The organism is Streptomyces sp. NPDC091287, assembly GCF_044768525.1.
Taxonomy (GTDB): domain Bacteria; phylum Actinomycetota; class Actinomycetes; order Streptomycetales; family Streptomycetaceae; genus Streptomyces.
On sequence record NZ_JBIVUV010000042.1, the window covers coordinates 1 to 15,640 of the forward strand.

A 15,640-nucleotide genomic window follows, 5' to 3' on the forward strand; every position below is an offset into this window, starting at 1 on the left:
TTGTCGGGATCACCCCGATACATCCAGTATCGGGGCGACCCTCCGCCTTGCGATCGCACGCACCAGACGCCGCCGAGCCCGCCCTCCGGGCGGACAGCGCTACTTTCGAAACACGCCCTAGGCGGAACCGCCCGAGCGCGGGCCGGCGTCTCCGCGGACGTTCGTACGACCGTGAACCGCGACGGAGGACCCGCCCATGACGGCAACGGCTGCCCGCTACCTGTACCTCACCCGGCACGGTCAGGCCTCCGCCGACGAGAGCACGCTGACCGACGACGGCCGCCGTCAGGCCGCCCTGCTAGGGGAGCGGCTCCGCGGGGCCCCGATCACGGCGATCCACCACGGCCCGCTCCCGCGCGCCGAGCAGACGGCGCGGCTGGTCGGCGAGCGGCTGGCGGGAGTTCCTCTGCTGCGGTCCGAGCCGGCCGGCGACTACATCCCGTACCTGCCGCGCCGGGAGGAGCTGCCGGCGGATTCGGCCGACGAGACGCTCGCCCGGCTGGCCGGGTTCCCGGCGGCCGAGCGCGAGCAGGGGCCCGGGCTGGCCCGGCAGGCTCTCGCGCGGTTCACGGGAACGGTCGAGGGCGACGAGCCCCGCCACGAACTCCTCGTGACCCACAACTTCCTCGTCGGCTGGCTCGTCCGGGCCGCCCTGGACGCCCCGGAGTGGCGCTGGCTGGGCATCAACCACGCCAACGCCGCCCTGACCGTCATCCGTTACGCGCCCGGCCGCCCCCCGGCCCTCCTCCTGTTCAACGACACCGGCCACCTGCCCGCCGAACTCCGCTGGACCGACTTCCCGCCCGAGCTGCACGTCTGAGGGGACGCGGCGCGGCGGGCACACCCCCGGCTCGGCGCAGGCGGTGTGGCTCAGGCCCTCCGCCCGCGACCGCGGATCAACGACATCAGCAGCCCGTGCGTTCCGGCGTCCGCGGCCACGACGAGGCCACGGCCCTCCGGCCCGACGGGAGCACCGTCGATCCCGGTGACGACGCAGCCGGCGGCCCGGCACAGGGCGATCCCGGCGGCGAAGTGCACGCTCCCGCTCAGGTCGCCGCCGTCGGTGACATAGGCGGCCCTCCGACCGGCCGCGACCCAGGCCAGGGCGAGCGTCGTGGAGACGACGCGGGGGCGGAAGCGTTCGACGAACCCGGGGTGGGCGAGCAGGTCCACGGCCCGGAAGGCGGGCGCGCCGGGGAAGGGCGGATCGAGGTTCACGTCCACCAGCCGGGTGTCCGCCGTCGGCGCCAACTGCTCCCCGCCGAGCGGCCGTCGACCCGCAACGGGGCCGGAGGCGTGCTCATCCGCGTCCCCGTACGCACCGTAACGGCCCCATGCGGTCTCGCCATCGGTCAGGAAGAGCTCGCCGCTGAACGGATCGGCCACCGCGGCCGGGCCGTTGCGCAGCGCCACGTTGACGGCGACCAGTTGGGAGCCGGTGGCGTAGTTGAGCGTCCCGCACAAGGGATCCACCAACCACTCGCGCACCGCGTCGACCGCGCCTCGCCGACCGCCCTCCTCGCCGTGCACCGCGTCCCCGGGCCGGGCGGTACGGATGATGTCGAGGATCGCCTCCTCGGCCGCCACATCGGCGTCGGTGGCGAAGTCCCCGGCGCCCTTGTCGATACGGGAGTGCCGCCGCCCGTAACGGGCGCGCACGACCTCCGCCCCGGCCAGGGCCGCGGCCGCCGCCACCTCGGTGTCCGTCGGGCTCGCGGGTGAGTCGATCATGGCGAGCAGCGTAGCGGGAGGCCGCGGCCGCCGTACGGGGAATCCGGCACAGCCCTCACGCTCCCCCGGCGTTCTGCCCCTGACCGCGGCCGAACAGCAACGCCTCCGAGCCGACCGGGCGGAATCCGGCGGCCTGGAACGCCCGGATGCTGCGCGCGTTGCCCGCGGCCTGCTGCGACCAGAGCGGTTCACCCGGGGGTACGAGGTGCCGTGCGGCGGTGGCGAGGGCGCGGCCGAGGCCCCGGTGCCGGGCGTCCTCGTCCAGTTCGACGGCGACCTCCCACCGCCCCGCCACCCCGCGCCCGAGCACCAGCACTCCCCCGTCGACCTCCCACATCCGCACCCCGTCCCGGCGCCGACGGGCACTCATCACCCGCGGGTGTACGGGATCGGTGACCTCCCGCAGCTCCAGCGCGGGTTCACCGGGCAGCGAGGCCGCCACGGTCAGGAGGTCGATCGTGTCGGTGACCCGCCCGGTGCGCTCCAGGAAGGCCGTCAGGAAGCGGGGGTGCATCGTGGCGGCCAGCGCATCGCATTCCAGGGCGGCCAGCGTCGCATGGACCCACTCGGGGTCCTCATCGGTGAACACGACGGAGTGCGCGGTGAAGGCGATCACCCCCGTGTCGCGGCCACTCGGCGCGGCGACCACGGTCGTCCTCCCGTCGGTCTCCGGAAACCGCCCGTGCGCCGCCCCGTCCAGGATCTCGGCCAGCGTCTGCCCCATGAACTGCCCCCTCGTACCTCGTCGTTCGGTCGACCCTCCGTATCGCCGCAGCCTGCGTCACCACACGGGGCCGTTGCACGACGAAACGTTCATCCGCAGCTCTCGCGGCGCACCGGCCCAGGGTAGGCCGGTCCGTCGCGCGGCAGACGTCCAGGTGCCCCGCGCCCAAGGCGACGCCCCGACGCTGGCGCCCCCCTCATCGCTTCCGGCATTACCTCCGGCGTAATCGACCGCGTCCGCCCGACCCGGCAGGATCGGACCCATCGACGGGAAGCCCTGACAGGCCCCGCCCCCGCAGCGAGGAGAGTGTCCCCATGTCCGTCACGTCCCCCACGCCCACGGCAAGCCCGGCCGGCGCGGCGCCTTCCGCCGCCGATACGACCCGGGCCGTGGTCCAGGAGTTCCTCGCCGCCCGGCTGGCCGGAGACACCGCGCGGCTCACGGCGCTCTTCGCCGACGAGGTCGACTGGCTGCTCGCCGAGAACCCGACCGTGCCGTGGATCCGCCCCCGGTCCACGGCCGCCGAATGCGCGGCCCAGTTCACGGAGTTGATGGAACACACCGTCCCCGAGGACGCACGCGCCTCCGTCGACGCCTTCCTCGTCGACGGCACCGACGCCGTCCTGACGGGGCACGTGTCGGGGACCGTACGGGCGACGGGCAGATCCTTCGAGGGACCGTTCGCGCTCCGCCTCACCGTGGAGAACGGCCGGATCACCCGGCACCACCTCTACGAGAACAGCCTGTCGATCGCGGAGGCGGTGAGCGACCGCGCGCGTTGATCGTGGACGTGAGGGAGACGCCGAAGGCCCCCGACCATGATCGGTCGGGGGCCTTCGTACTGGTGGGCGCGGACGGTTTCGAACCGCCGACATCTGCTTTGTAAGAGCAGCGCTCTACCCCTGAGCTACGCACCCGTGGATGAGGCAACAGCGTACATGGACGGGCGCCCCTGCTCATAAACCGGTCGGGACGGGACCGGGCCGCCTTCACGGGGGCCGGGGCCACGGCCGGTGCGGGGGATAACCCCACCAAGAGACGGTAGCCGTCCGGATCCCGCCGGGGGGCGTCGGTGCATACGGTTTGAGTGCACCGGCAGCGACGTCCGGTGCGGCACCGTCCGGCAGCACGCACTGGGGGAACGATCACCGTGGACATCGTGAAGAGCGCAGCGACCCGCACGCTCCGTGGGGCGCCGGGGCGGGCCCTCGCTCTGGGGGGTGGGGTCACGTTGCTGGTCCTGGCTCTCACCGGGTGCGGGAGCACGGACGTCGACGGCGCCCCTGTGGAGCGCAAGTCGTTCGCGCTGGAGGGGAAGACCCTGACCATCGACTCCGAGAACGCGACCGTGGACCTCGTGCCGGCCGACGTGGAGCAGGTCGAGGTGGAGCGGCAGGTCGACGGGTGGGTGGTGCTGGGAAGCGGCCCCGACCCTGTCTGGACCATGGAGGGCGACACCCTCACGCTCCGGGTGAAGTGTGACGCGCTGATCAACAACTGCGAGGCCCGGCACCGGGTGAAGGTGCCGCGCGGGGTCGCTGTGACGGCCTCGTCGGACAACGGCACGATCAGCGCCACCGGCTTCGACCGCGCGCTGGACCTCTCGTCGGACAACGGGGAGATCAACGTCCGGGACGCCCGCGGCGCACTGAAGCTGAAGAGCGACAACGGGGAGATCCGGGCGGACCGGATATCCGCCTCCTCCGTGGTCGCCCGCGCCGACAACGGGGAGATCCGGCTGGGCTTCAGCTCCGTGCCCGACCTCGTGGACACCGTGAGCGACAACGGGGGGATCACCATCGACCTGCCGCCGGGCGGCCAGAGGTACGCGGTGAACGCTTCCGCCGACAACGGGGACGTCTCGATCGGGGTGCCGCGCGGCGGCGACAGCGCCCATGTGGTGAAAGCGCGCAGCGACAACGGCCAAGTCACTGTGCGAAGCGCGAACTAACCGACCCGTGTGTTCGTCCTTACCTGGTGGGAGAATGTACCGGGCAGGGCGAATCGGCACGGGAGAGGGATGTGACGGCGACACACGCGCGGCCGGAGGCAGGAGCGGGTGGAGGTTCCGCCGTCCAGAGTGGCCAGGGCCGACCGGGGCAGCACGCCCCCGGCAGGTCGCGGAGGCCCGGCGGGCGGGGCGGCTCCGGCGGCCGGGATGTCCTGGCGCTGATGCTCCTGCCCGTGCCCCTCGTGCTCGCCGCGCTGCCCGCCGCCTTCGCCGGTGGTGGTACGCGCCGGTGGTTCGGCGGGCGCGGGGAGAACGAGCGGGCCGAGGCTCAGGCCGCGAAGGACGCCGCCGCCGAGGCGTTCTACGAGCTGGACAGCGCCCAGCGTGATCTCAGGATCTCCATCGAGACCATCAACGCCGTGGACAGCTCCTCGCGCGGCCGCAAGGCATCCGAGGACTTCGCCGCGCTCGGCCGGCGCATCGACGAGGTCAGTCACACCTACATCACCGCCGTCGACAGCCACGACCTGGACCGGGACGATCTGGAACCCGCCGTCGCCTCCCGGGCCCGCACCGAGCTGACCCGGGCCAAGGACGACCTCGTACGGGTCAAGGGGGAGCTGGATCGCTTCACCCAGGGACTCGGGGCTCTGCTGGGCAGCGCGGAGACGCAGCTCGCCCGGCTCGCCCCGGCCGTCGAGCGGGCCCGGCAGGCGCTCCTGGGCGCGAGCAACGCGCTCGACGGGGCCCGGGCCTCGGGACTGCGGGCCGACGAGCTGGCCGCCCGGCTCGCCGCTCTCGCCCCGGAGCTGACCAAGCTGAACCAGGGCGCGGGAAAGCACGGCGTCGCGGAGACCCTTCAGCGGGCCGACGCGGTGCTGCGCGATGCCGAGGCCGTGCGCACCGAGGCGGAGCGGCTGCCCGAGCGGGCCGCCGAGATCGACCGCAGGCTCGTCTCGCTGCGGACCCGCGCCCAGGCCCTGACCACACGGGCGGGCTCGGTGGAGCCGGTGCTCAGCGAGTTGCGGCGGCGTTTCTCGGCCGCCTGCTGGCAGGACCTCCAGCCCGTTCCGGAACAGGCCGCCGTCAACGTCCGGCAGGCCGAGGACAAGCTCGCGGAGGCGGCGAAGGCGCGCGACGAGCAGCGCTGGGCGGACGCCACGTCCCGGCTGTCCACGGTCCGCGCCCTGCTCAACGCCACGGACGAGGCGGTCTCAGCCGCCGGGGACCGGTTGCAGCAGTTGAACGCCGTGTCGAAGGACCCGCAGCAGGAGATCGAGCGGACCCGGTTCGCGGTGCGGGACGCCCAGCGCCTCGCCATGGCCGGCCGGCACACGCCCGACCCCCGGCACGCCCGGCCCCTGGACGACTCCGTGGCCAGGCTGGAACGCGCCATCGCCGGTCTGGAGGGGCGCCACCCCGACTACTGGCACTTCCTGACCGAGACCGAGGCCGTGCGGCAGACCGCCGCCCGGGTCGTCTCCGACATCCGCGAGGAACGCGGCACCGGCGCCTGAGGCGACCGCCGGGGGGACGTAGCCCCCCGGCCGCGATGGCTCTAGCCTGAGCCCATGCCTCGCTATGAATTCCGCTGCCGCACCTGCGGAGACACGTTCGAAGTCAGCCGTCCCATGGCTCAGTCCTCGGACCCCGCCTCCTGCCCCGCAGGCCACGACGACACCGTCAAGCTGCTCTCCGCCGTGGCCGTGGGCGGTGGAGCCGGGTCCGCTCCCGCGCCGTCAGGCGGCGGTGGGGGCGGGGGTTGCTGCGGGGGCGGATGCTGCGGCTGAACCCGGCCGGGAGAGGCCCCCGCGACGGCCGGGGGCCTACTTCTTGCGGGACAGCGTCAGGCCGTCCGACACGGTCAGCAGGACGCTGTCCATCCGGTCGTCGGCGCTCACGTGATCGTTGAACTCCTTGATCGCCGCCGCCGGACCGGTCGCCCCCGGGTCCGTGACCCCGCCGTGGAAGAGCACGTTGTCCGTGGCGATGACCCCGCCCTGTCGCATCCGGGGCACCAGCTCCTCCCAGTACGCGATGTAGCCGCCCTTGTCCGCGTCCAGGTAGGCGAAGTCGATGTGCGGCTCGGCGGGCATCGCGCGCAGGGTGTCCAGGGCCGGGGCGATGCGCAGGTCGATCCGGTCCGCGACGCCCGCCTTCGCCCAGGCCTCACGGCCGTACGCCGTCCACTCCTCCGAGATGTCGCAGGCGATCAGCGTGCCGTCGGCGGGCAGTGCCTGGGCCATCGCCAGGGCGCTGAAGCCGGTGAACGTGCCGACCTCCACCACATGCCGGGCGCCGACGAGCCGGACAAGGAAGGCGAGCAGCGGGGCCTGTTCCTCGGCCGACTGCATGCCCGCGTGGTCGGGGAACCGTGCGTACGTGGTGTCCACCAGTTCCCGCTGGACCGGGTCCAGCGGCGGGTTGTGGGCCAGCATGTACGCGTACAGCTCGTCGGTGATCGTGGTGTCGTTGCCCTTGGTCATGCCCCCAGCCTCGCGCAACCCGCGCCCGCCCGCAGGGGAACTCAGACAGCCGCAGCCGCCAGGAAGCGGCGCAGGATCTCCTCGCCCGCCGCCCCTCCCCGCTCTTCCAGGGCCACCACGTGCGGGGCCCGCCAGCCCTCGTCGGCGAGTTCGCCGTGGCCGGGGCGCCAGCCGAGGTCGGCGGCGAGCAGCAGGTCCGCGTCGAGGAGGGAGTCCCCGGCGGCGAGCGTGCGCGTGGCGCCGGTGCGGCGGGCGACCTCGCGCATCGCTGCGCTCTTGGTGAGCGGTGCAGGGACCACGTAGATCTTGCGGCCCTGGAGGGAGACCGTCCAGCCGAGCGGCCCGGCCCAGGCGGCCAGTTCCTTCACCCATTTTTCGGGCAGCAGGGAGCGTTCGACGACGAGGTAGGCGAAGAGGTTCTCGGCGACCCGTTCCTTGAGGAGCCAGGCCGGGTCGGCGGTGGTGGCGAGGTGGGCGCGGATCTCGGTGAGCGGGGCGCACTCCTCCGCGATGCGGGCCTCCACCCGCTGCTGCCAGTCGTGGTCGGAGACGCCGTCGACCAGGATGTGGCCGCCGTTGGCGCAGATCGCGTACCGGGGGGCGGGGCCGGGGAAGTGGATGCGCCCGTACTGCTCGCGGGTGCGGGTGGTCGTCGGGACGAAGACGGTGGAGGTCGCCACCTCGGTGAGGAGGGCGGCGGCCGTCTCGGTCAGGTACGAGAGGGGCTTGTGGCCGTACACCTCGACGCACAGCAGCCGGGGGGCCTCCGCGTCCGGCATCGACAGGTCGAGCGAGGCCGCCGAGTAGATCAGCGTGCGGTCGAGGTCGCTCGCCACCAGGGTGGCCGGTGAAGTCGCGCTCATGCGCCCTGCACCGCCTTGCCGTCCGCGCCCGTCGCGCCGCGCGTGAACCGGGGGTGGATCAGACCGACACAGCTGTACGGGAGGTCGTCGACCTCCTCGACCGGGACGCCGCGCTGTTCGGCGAGCAGCCGGATGTGCTCCAGGTCCGCGCCCGCGCCGCGCTTCGCGAGGATCTTCCAGGGGACCCGGCGGAGCAGGACCCGGGTGGTCTCGCCGACACCCGGCTTGACCAGGTTGACGTCGTGGATGCCGTACTCCTCGCTGATCCGCTCGACGGCCGCCCAGCCCTCCCAGGTCGGGGCGCGGTCGGCGGCGAGGAGTTCCTTGGCCTCGGCCTCGACCTGGCCCGCCACCTCGTCGAAGCGGGCGGCGATCGTGTCGAGGAAGAGTCCCGAGACGTCGGAGTCCGCCAGCTCCCGGTAGAACTTCCCGCCGTGGAAGTCGTCGGGGCCGACCAGGTCGGCGCGGAGCACCGTACGGGAAATGAGTCCGGATACCGTGGAGTTGAGGCAGGCCGAGGGGATGAGGAAGTCCTCGCGGGTGCCGTACGTCCGCACGCAGCCGCCCGGGTCGGCGAGCACCGAGATCTCCGGGTCGAAGCCGGCGGGTCCGCCCGAGGTCTCGAACTCGGTGATGGCCGCGGCCAGTTCGCGGGTGATCGCGCCCTTCCCGGTCCAGCCGTCGACGAACACCACGTCGGCCGGGTCGTGATGGGCGGCCAGCCAGCGCAGGGCGGTGGCGTCGATGCCCCGGCCCCGGACGATGGAGATGGCGTAGTGCGGCAGGTCCAGGCCGTGCCGGTGCTGGGCCCAGCGGCGCATCAGCACGCCGACCGGGGTTCCGGCGCGGGCGAGCGAGACGAGCACGGGGCGGGGGCCGCGTTCGGCGAGGACCGTCTCGGTCACGGTGCCGACCGCGCGGGCGATGCGCGCTGCGGAGGTCTCCAGGGCGGCGGTGAACAGGGCCTGGTAGGCGGCGCTCGGCTGGTACTCGACGGGCAGCGACTCCGCGTAGTGGGCGCCGCCGCTCTGGATCGCCTCCTCGCGCTCCTCGGTGGGCGCTTCCAGTTCGGTGTCCGAGAGGTCCTGGAGCAGCCAGCCGACGTCCTCGGCCGCGTAACTGGAGAAGTCGGGGCCTCGGAGGGGCTCGGGCAGCACGGCGGGCTCCTGCCGGTGGGGAACGGGGGCGGGGGTGTACGAGGGGACGACCGCGAGGAGTACGTGGCCGGTGTGCTCGGCGAGCCGGGCCAACAGCCCGTCGGGGGCGTGCAGTTCGGGGGTGTCGGCGGTGGAGTCGACGACGGCGACCACCGCGTCGAAGCCGGCGCCGGCCACGTTGTACGCGTACCGGTCGCCGGGGCCGTCCGCGGGGTCGTCGTGGGCCGGGAAGACGAGGCGGGTGCGTATCGCGTAGCCGGGGTCGTCGACGGCCAGGACGGGTGAGCGGGTGGTGGTGGAGTAGCGGACCTCGGCGTCGGTTCCCAGCGCGGCTTCCAGGGCGGTGCCGAGGCGCAGCGGGGCGTACATCAGCTCCTCGAAGCCGAGCACCAGGATCCGGCGGGGGCGGGGGCCGGTGTGGTCACCCAGTGTGGCCGCGATCCGGTCCGCCATGCCCGGGAGCGCCGCTTCCAGCGCCGCCCGGTGGGCGGGGGTGAAGCCGTGCCGTCCTCCGTCGGGCACGGCGGCCGGCCAGTCGAGGTCGACCCGGGTGACGGGGGCGGTGTCCGCACCTTCGGCAGCCCCTGCGGGCCCCTCAGTCCGCCCGGCCCGTGCCGCCCGTTCCGCCTGTTCCGTTTCCTGGGCCGCGACCAGGGCCTGGCCGCGTTCCAGCACGCCGTCCGGCAGGGCGACCGTTCCGGTCGCCCGCGTCACCAGGTCGACGCGGGCGCCGATCTCGGCGGCGAAGGCGGTCAGCCGGTCGCGGTCGTCGGCCGAGCGCATGTCGACCAGGGCGACGATGACGTACCGCTCGCGCGGGTGCAGGGCGTGCAGCGCGCGGATGGTGTTCAGGACCGTGTTGCCGGTGGAGAACTCGTCGTCGACCAGTACCAGCACGGAGGCGTCGGCCCCCCTCCCACCGCCCGCCAGCAGGTCGCGGTCCTCCGGCAGCAGCAGGTGGGAGGTGGCGTGCGAGTGGGCCTCCTCGAAGCCGCCCGCCTGCTCGACGCCCGGCACCGGTCGCCGGGTGGAGTGCAGGTACGGGGCGTCCCGCAGGCCGTCCGCGACGGCGTGGCCGAGGCCGGTGGCCGTCTCCGCGTACCCGAGGACCACCGCGCGGCGGGCCTCCTGTGCGCCGAGGAGCGCCCGTACCCGTTCACCCAGCTCGAACCCGGCCCCGTGGACGACGGAGGGCCGCTGGGGCACATGCTTGCCCAGCACGTTGGACACCAGCAGATGCGCCCGCTTGGGGTTGCGGCGCAGGGCCAGGCCCAGCAGTTCCCGGAGCTCTCCGTCGCCTTCGAGGGCGACGCCCAGTCGCTCCGCCACCCAGTTGCCCGACCACACCACGTCCACGGTCTCTTCTCTCGTCGCGCGCTCGCTCATCGACGCGCGCTCAGTTCGTCAGGCCGGCGGCCAGCAGGTCCACGAAGCCGACGTCTTCCTTCGCCACCCCGAAGACCTCGGCCCGCTGGAGCGTGCGCTCGGCCCAGGCCCGGTGGGGCTTCACTTCGTTCATCTTGTTCGTGTACGCCGAGCGGAGCACCCCGCCGCCCTCGCGCTCCGGGCTCAGGATGTCCTGGGCGTCGGTGTACTCCTCGTGGCTGACCACGGACAGTGCGTGGACCGGCGCCACGTGCGACGGGTGGATGCAGGTCTTGCCGAGCAGTCCGTTGGCGCGGTCGAGCTCGATCTCCCGGAGCAGTCCGTCGAGGTCGTGCTCGATGAGGGCCGTGCGCAGTTCCTCGGCCCGGCCCTCCAGGAAGGGGCTGCGGCGCAGCTGGGGCTTGAACATGCGCTCCTGGCGGCGGAAGTACTCCCAGACCGGTCCGGTGATCGTGAAGCCGGTACCGTCGGCCCGGCCGAGCACGTTGACCACGTCGGCGATCACGGAGGCGACGATATGGACGTCGTACGCCGTCATGTCGGGTGCGCGGCGCAGTCCGTAGGCCGAGCAGAAGTCGGTGACGCCGAGCCGCAGGGCGAGCACCCGGTCCCGGTGCTTCTCGACGCTGCGGGCGATGCCCTGGAGGATTTCGCCGCGCGTCTCCAGATGGAGCAACTCGGGGGATTCGAGGACCGGCATCGCGAAGAGGCGTCGTCCGCACCCCGACTCGGCCTCGCCGAGCGCCTCCAGGAACTGCCTGCCACGCTCTTCGGTGAATTTGGGAAGTACGAAACCGGACAACATCCGGACCGAGGCGCCGAGGCGCCGCACCAGGTCGGTGATCTGAGCCGGTTCCCGTACGCGGATGAAGAGCAGCGGTACGTCGGCGGCCACCGCGCCCGTGGTCTCACGCGGGTCCCGCGGGGCGGTCCCCGAAGCCGTGTCCTGGGTCCCCGCTGCCGCGTCGCGGGCGGCCAGCTCGGCAAACTGCCTGATCAGATTGGCTTCGGCGCCGGTGACCTCGGCATCGTCGATGGAGTCCTCCAGGCACAGCACCATGGAGACGACGCCGCGCGCGGCCTGCTTGAGCACGTCGTCGGCGAGCGACGGCCGGGTCGCCGGGGAGTAGAGCGTGGCCCCCAGGGCGACGGAGAGCATCCGTGCCGGGGAGTCCGCGGTGAACGTGCAGGGCTCTCTGAAGAACAAACCCTCGCGGGCAGTGGGCGATATATGCCCGAAGTGACGCATGATTTTCCCCCGAACTGCCTGACCGGCCGAGCAACGCATGGCCGGTAATAGTACGTACGGACGGGTGTCAACAGTTCCCCATGTACATGAATTTCCGGTTACCCGCCCCTTGTCCGGCCCCCTTTCGCAGTATCTTCACGCCCTGCCCGCGCCGCAGCCGGGCAGGGTCGTGCCGCCCCCCGCGTTGTCCGCGCGGGCCCCCAGCAGGCAGGATGACCGTCATGACGCACACGATGCTGAAGGGCTCGAACGTCCCCGTCGATGCCGCGGCCGTCCGGGCCGTGCTGCGCTGGACCCCGGGCGCCGGGGTTCCCGACGTGGACGCCTCCGCCCTGCTCCTCGGTGCGTCCGGCCGGGTGCGGTCCGACGAGGACTTCGTCTTCTACAACCAGCCCCGGCACCCCTCCGGCCTGGTCCGGCGGCTGCCGAAGCGCAGCGTCCCGGAAGGGCTGACGGACACGGTCGAGGCGGACCTCGGAGCGCTCGACGCGTCGGTGGACCAGGTGGTCATCGCGGCCTCTTCCGACGGGGCCGCCTTCGAGCAGGTCCTGGACCTGCGGATACTCCTCTTCGACGCCGCGGTCGCCGAGGGCGAGCCGCTGGCGGTGTTCGATGTCCGGCCGGAGACCGGGGAAGAGACGGCGATCATCTGCGGCGAGCTCTACCGTCGCGGCGAGGGGTGGAAGTTCCGCGCGGTCGGCCAGGGGTATCCCACCGGGCTGATCGGCCTGGCCACCGCCTTCGGCATCTCGGTGGACGAATCGGAGGCCGTGAACGGGGCGCAGGCGGCGAACGGGGCGCAGGACCCGGTCGCTCCGGTGGGCGCGAGGCCCCTCCCGGCCGCCGTGCCCCCACTGCCGGCCGTGCCGCCCGGGCCCGGACCGGACTCCCAGGCCACGGTCCAGCACCAGCAGCCCTCCTACGGCTATCCGCCGCCGGTGGCGCACCCCGCTGCCGCCGTGGCCCACCAGCCGGCGTACGGCTATCCGCAGCCTGCCGCCGAGCCGCCCGCGTACGGCTATCCGCAGCCCTCGGCAGCCGCCGCGCACGCGCCCGACCCCCATTTCGCGCTGCCTCCACAAGGTCCGCAGTTCGTCCGGTCCTGAGCCGCCCCGATCCGATTCCCCCGTACGTCCTGTTTCCCGCGTACGTCCTGATTCCCGCGTACGTCCTGTTTCCCGCGTACGTCCTGTTTCCCGTGTTCGTCCTCGGGCCCTCACGGCTGCCCGGGCTCAGGTCCGGGACTTGTAGCCGCGCCCCCATTGCATGCCGTAGCCGTACAGCCGGTCCAGCTCCGACTGAAAGCCGTACACGAACTTCACTTCGCGCCGCACGATCAGCTCGTTCTTGATGTTCTCGACGGTGAACACCGCGCAGGAGCGGGCCTGCGGTGCGCGCTCGTCCAGCTCGATCTCGATGCGCGGGCCGTTGCCCGGGTACAGCGTGATCTTGGCGTGCGTGCGGTCGAACGCGGGCGTCCGGTCGTAGATGTAGACGAAGAACAGCAGCCGCTTGATCTGGTCGCGCTGGTCGAGGTTGACGTAGACCGTCTCCCCCGAGGGTGCGCCGAACCGGTCGTCGCCGCTGAGCCGGACGTAGGGCGGGCCGTTGAGGTCGCCGATCAGGCTGCCCAGCGGCTGCACGACGCCCTTGGTGCCGTCCATCAGCTCGTACATGCAGCCGAGGTCCAGGTCGACGTTGACGACGCCCTGGGTGTGCGCCTGGACCACCTCGGGTTTGAAGAGCTGGAGGGGGCGCCGCAGCATGCCGCTCTGGCGCGACCGGCCCTCGATGTCCGAGGTCCGCATCCGCCAGGACAGGTTGACCCGGAGGTTGCCCGACAGGGCCCCCTGCTTGTTGAGCGAGATCGTGGCGTTCCGTTTGGTCAGCACGATCGCGCTCGACGTCGAGTTGCCCGAGTCGAACTGCGCCGCGCGCCCCGGCCACAGGCCGTCGAAGAATCCCATACCAACCCCCACCTGTTCCGCGCGCCCGGACATCGCTGCGGGGCGGCCACCGGGCCGGGTCCGGGAGATCCCGGAGAGCCGTCGCCGTGTGGGCCGCCCCGCAGAGAGCGTTCCTCAATCCTTACCGGGTCACACCCCTGAGGACACTTCGGACTTGCTTCCCGAGCCGCCGCCCCCATCGGACTCCGCGGCGAGGGCGCGGTTGCGCCTGACCGAGGACCAGAAGGAGAGGGCGATCAGGATCACGCCGACCGAGCCGGTGATGAACTCGTTGATCTGGTACTGGATGGTGATCAGCAGGATGATCGAGAGCGCGCCGATCGCGTAGTGCGCGCCGTGTTCCAGGTAGACGTAGTCGTCGAGCGTGCCCTCGCGCACCAGGTAGACGGTGAGCGAACGGACGTACATGGCGCCGATGCCGAGCCCGAGGGCCATCAGCACGATCTCGTTGGTGATGGCGAAGGCGCCGATGACGCCGTCGAAGGAGAACGAGGCGTCCAGGACTTCCAGGTAGAGGAAGAGGAAGAACGCGGCCTTCCCGGCGAGGGCGACCCCGGTGACGGGCTTGCCCTTCTTCTTGGCCTCTTCCTCGGCCTCGTGCTCGCGCTCCTCCTCCTCTTCCAGCTTGCCCTCGAAGAATCCGGAGAGCCCGCCGACGACGAGGTAGGTGATCAGACCGGCGATGCCGGAGAGCATGACCGTGGCCGCCTTGTCGGCGTGCCCGCCACCATGCTGATGAGCCTGGGTCGCGAAGGTCGTGGCGGTGATGAGCAGGATGATCAGCGCGACGCAGACCGACAGCATGTCGACCTTGCCGAGCTTGGCGAGCGGACGCTCGATCCAGCGCAGCCAGTGGATGTCACGGTCCTCGTCGAAGATGAAGTCGAGGAAGATCATCAACAGGAACATGCCACCGAAGGCGGCGATCGACGGATGGGCGTCCGTGACCAGTTCCTTGTACCTGTCCGGGTCGTTGAAGGACAGGTCGATGGCCTCGATCGGCCCGAGCTGGGCGCTCACGGCCACGATCACGACGGGGAACACCAGCCGCATTCCGAAGACGGCGATGAGGATGCCGACGGTGAGGAAGATCTTCTGCCAGAAGGCATTCATCTTCTTCAGGATTCCGGCGTTGATCACCGCGTTGTCGAAGGACAGCGAAATCTCCAGGACCGACAGGATCGCGACGATGCCGAATGCCTGCCACCCCCCGTAGAGAATCGCTGCGACCAGGCCGAGCGCGGTGACCGCGAACGACCAGCCGAAGGTTTTCAGAACCACTGGCTACCTCATCGTGTTGGTAAAGGGTCTCCCCCGGTGAGCCGGGGCTCCCCCGGCGCCTGGGGCCTTTCGTTTGGATCGTGCCGGGTCGGCGGGGTCCGGCATGATCCAAACGAAAGGCCCGAGCGCGGCGTTATGAAACGTCGACGCCGAAGTCTAGAGCGATGCCGCGCAGGCCGGACGCGTACCCCTGGCCGACGGCACGGAATTTCCACTCGCCGTGGTACCGGTAGAGCTCGCCGAAGATCATCGCGGTCTCCGTCGAGGCGTCCTCGCTGAGGTCGTAGCGGGCCAGCTCCTGGCCGTCGGCCTGGTTCACCACACGGATGAAGGCGTTGCGGACCTGGCCGAACGCCTGGCCCCGGTTGTCCGCGTCATGGATCGAGACCGGGAAGACGATCTTGTCGCAGTGGGCGGGAACCTGGTCGAGACGGACGATGACGGACTCGTCGTCGCCGTCGCCCTCCCCGGTGAGGTTGTCACCGGTGTGCTCGACGGAGCCGTCGGGGCTCGTGAGGTTGTTGTAGAAGATGAACCACTCGTCACCGAGCACGCGGCCCGACTGGCACAGCAGTGCGCTGGCGTCGAGGTCGAAAGCGGCTCCTGTGGTGGAGCGTGCGTCCCAGCCGAGCCCGACCAGCACCTGGGTGAGGTTGGGTGCGACCTTGGAGAGGGAGACATTGCCTCCCTTGGCGAGCGTAACGCCCATGTGTGTCCTCCCCGAGTCGTGTAAAACGCTGCCGGGGGGGGGGGGGGGGGGGGGGGGGGGGGGGGGGGGGGGGCGGCGGGGGGGGGGGGGGGGGGCGCGGCGCGGCCCGCGCCCGGGGGGGGGGGGGGGGTTGGGG

15 protein-coding genes and 1 tRNA gene are annotated in these 15,640 nt (G+C 72.0%); 6 read left to right on the forward strand and 10 right to left on the reverse strand.

The genetic code is table 11. The annotated features are described in order from the left end of the window. Positions 1–196: 196 nt before the first annotated feature. Positions 197–820 carry a histidine phosphatase family protein gene (locus tag ACIQRW_RS38205; protein WP_403769956.1) on the forward strand — a complete coding sequence of 208 codons (624 nt, stop codon included), beginning with the start codon at positions 197–199 and terminating at the stop codon, positions 818–820. Between the two features lie 50 nt (positions 821–870). On the opposite strand, the gene ACIQRW_RS38210 is transcribed toward ACIQRW_RS38205, so the two are convergent. Together ACIQRW_RS38210 and ACIQRW_RS38215 are read right to left on the reverse strand one after the other, a co-directional pair. Next, positions 871–1,731 carry an inositol monophosphatase family protein gene (locus tag ACIQRW_RS38210; RefSeq protein WP_403769958.1) on the reverse strand — a complete coding sequence of 287 codons (861 nt, stop codon included), beginning with the start codon at positions 1,729–1,731 and terminating at the stop codon, positions 871–873. A gap of 55 nt (positions 1,732–1,786) precedes the next feature. Next, complete coding sequence (locus ACIQRW_RS38215; protein ID WP_403769960.1) at positions 1,787–2,455, reverse strand: GNAT family N-acetyltransferase; 669 nt, start codon at positions 2,453–2,455, stop codon at positions 1,787–1,789. A 314-nt stretch (positions 2,456–2,769) separates the two neighbouring features. Here ACIQRW_RS38215 and ACIQRW_RS38220 point away from each other — a divergent pair, with 314 nt between their 5' ends. Further along, on the forward strand, positions 2,770–3,237 hold the full coding sequence (locus ACIQRW_RS38220; RefSeq protein WP_403769962.1) for a nuclear transport factor 2 family protein: 468 nt from the start codon (positions 2,770–2,772) through the stop codon (positions 3,235–3,237). Between the two features lie 60 nt (positions 3,238–3,297). On the opposite strand, the gene ACIQRW_RS38225 is transcribed toward ACIQRW_RS38220, so the two are convergent. Beyond that, a tRNA-Val gene (locus tag ACIQRW_RS38225) sits at positions 3,298–3,372 on the reverse strand. A gap of 233 nt (positions 3,373–3,605) precedes the next feature. On the opposite strand from ACIQRW_RS38225, the gene ACIQRW_RS38230 reads away from it, so the two are divergent. From ACIQRW_RS38230 to ACIQRW_RS38240, 3 genes are all read left to right on the forward strand, one after another. Then, complete coding sequence (locus tag ACIQRW_RS38230; RefSeq protein ID WP_403769964.1) at positions 3,606–4,406, forward strand: DUF4097 family beta strand repeat-containing protein; 801 nt, start codon at positions 3,606–3,608, stop codon at positions 4,404–4,406. Between the two features lie 71 nt (positions 4,407–4,477). Further along, the gene (locus tag ACIQRW_RS38235; protein ID WP_403769966.1) at positions 4,478–5,923 is read left to right on the forward strand and encodes a hypothetical protein; all 1,446 of its coding nucleotides are present in this window, start codon (positions 4,478–4,480) and stop codon (positions 5,921–5,923) included. A gap of 54 nt (positions 5,924–5,977) precedes the next feature. Next, complete coding sequence (locus ACIQRW_RS38240; RefSeq protein WP_073741761.1) at positions 5,978–6,196, forward strand: zinc ribbon domain-containing protein; 219 nt, start codon at positions 5,978–5,980, stop codon at positions 6,194–6,196. Between the two features lie 36 nt (positions 6,197–6,232). Here ACIQRW_RS38240 and ACIQRW_RS38245 read toward each other — a convergent pair whose 3' ends face one another. The 4 genes from ACIQRW_RS38245 to ACIQRW_RS38260 are packed head-to-tail and all read right to left on the reverse strand — an operon-like array spanning position 6,233 to position 11,547. Continuing rightward, positions 6,233–6,892 carry an O-methyltransferase gene (locus tag ACIQRW_RS38245; protein ID WP_403769968.1) on the reverse strand — a complete coding sequence of 220 codons (660 nt, stop codon included), beginning with the start codon at positions 6,890–6,892 and terminating at the stop codon, positions 6,233–6,235. A 41-nt stretch (positions 6,893–6,933) separates the two neighbouring features. After that, on the reverse strand, positions 6,934–7,755 hold the full coding sequence (locus ACIQRW_RS38250; RefSeq protein ID WP_403769970.1) for an HAD family hydrolase: 822 nt from the start codon (positions 7,753–7,755) through the stop codon (positions 6,934–6,936). After that, a complete protein-coding gene (locus ACIQRW_RS38255; protein WP_403769972.1) occupies positions 7,752–10,298 on the reverse strand; it encodes a phosphoribosyltransferase in 2,547 nt (848 codons plus the stop codon). The genes ACIQRW_RS38250 and ACIQRW_RS38255 overlap by 4 nt, the downstream gene beginning before the upstream one ends. 10 nt (positions 10,299–10,308) lie before the next feature. Next, the gene (locus tag ACIQRW_RS38260; protein ID WP_403769974.1) at positions 10,309–11,547 is read right to left on the reverse strand and encodes an HpcH/HpaI aldolase/citrate lyase family protein; all 1,239 of its coding nucleotides are present in this window, start codon (positions 11,545–11,547) and stop codon (positions 10,309–10,311) included. 221 nt (positions 11,548–11,768) lie between these two features. Between ACIQRW_RS38260 and ACIQRW_RS38265 the strand changes: the two genes are divergently transcribed. Continuing rightward, on the forward strand, positions 11,769–12,653 hold the full coding sequence (locus tag ACIQRW_RS38265) for a TerD family protein (protein ID WP_403769976.1): 885 nt from the start codon (positions 11,769–11,771) through the stop codon (positions 12,651–12,653). Between the two features lie 126 nt (positions 12,654–12,779). Here the strand turns inward: ACIQRW_RS38265 and ACIQRW_RS38270 are convergent, their stop codons facing one another. The 3 genes from ACIQRW_RS38270 to ACIQRW_RS38280 all read right to left on the reverse strand — a co-directional run bounded on the left by ACIQRW_RS38270 (position 12,780) and on the right by ACIQRW_RS38280 (position 15,504). Then, positions 12,780–13,514, reverse strand: a complete 735-nt coding sequence (locus ACIQRW_RS38270; RefSeq protein WP_403769978.1) for a Tellurium resistance — start codon at positions 13,512–13,514, stop codon at positions 12,780–12,782. A gap of 129 nt (positions 13,515–13,643) precedes the next feature. Further along, positions 13,644–14,795: a DUF475 domain-containing protein gene (locus ACIQRW_RS38275; protein ID WP_403769980.1), complete on the reverse strand. Its 1,152-nt coding sequence runs from the start codon at positions 14,793–14,795 to the stop codon at positions 13,644–13,646. Positions 14,796–14,928: 133 nt separating this feature from the next. Further along, the gene (locus tag ACIQRW_RS38280; protein ID WP_403769982.1) at positions 14,929–15,504 is read right to left on the reverse strand and encodes a TerD family protein; all 576 of its coding nucleotides are present in this window, start codon (positions 15,502–15,504) and stop codon (positions 14,929–14,931) included. Positions 15,505–15,640 lie beyond the last annotated feature (136 nt).

Coding starts and splice junctions, on each gene's coding strand:
- ACIQRW_RS38270 (WP_403769978.1), bottom strand. CDS start 13,514: ATGGGATTCTTCGACGGCCTGTGGCCGGGGCGCGCGGCGCAGTTCGAC.
- ACIQRW_RS38255 (WP_403769972.1), bottom strand. CDS start 10,298: ATGAGCGAGCGCGCGACGAGAGAAGAGACCGTGGACGTGGTGTGGTCG.
- ACIQRW_RS38220 (WP_403769962.1), top strand. CDS start 2,770: ATGTCCGTCACGTCCCCCACGCCCACGGCAAGCCCGGCCGGCGCGGCG.
- ACIQRW_RS38260 (WP_403769974.1), bottom strand. CDS start 11,547: ATGCGTCACTTCGGGCATATATCGCCCACTGCCCGCGAGGGTTTGTTC.
- ACIQRW_RS38205 (WP_403769956.1), top strand. CDS start 197: ATGACGGCAACGGCTGCCCGCTACCTGTACCTCACCCGGCACGGTCAG.
- ACIQRW_RS38240 (WP_073741761.1), top strand. CDS start 5,978: ATGCCTCGCTATGAATTCCGCTGCCGCACCTGCGGAGACACGTTCGAA.
- ACIQRW_RS38250 (WP_403769970.1), bottom strand. CDS start 7,755: ATGAGCGCGACTTCACCGGCCACCCTGGTGGCGAGCGACCTCGACCGC.
- ACIQRW_RS38210 (WP_403769958.1), bottom strand. CDS start 1,731: ATGATCGACTCACCCGCGAGCCCGACGGACACCGAGGTGGCGGCGGCC.
- ACIQRW_RS38215 (WP_403769960.1), bottom strand. CDS start 2,455: ATGGGGCAGACGCTGGCCGAGATCCTGGACGGGGCGGCGCACGGGCGG.
- ACIQRW_RS38245 (WP_403769968.1), bottom strand. CDS start 6,892: ATGACCAAGGGCAACGACACCACGATCACCGACGAGCTGTACGCGTAC.
- ACIQRW_RS38265 (WP_403769976.1), top strand. CDS start 11,769: ATGACGCACACGATGCTGAAGGGCTCGAACGTCCCCGTCGATGCCGCG.
- ACIQRW_RS38280 (WP_403769982.1), bottom strand. CDS start 15,504: ATGGGCGTTACGCTCGCCAAGGGAGGCAATGTCTCCCTCTCCAAGGTC.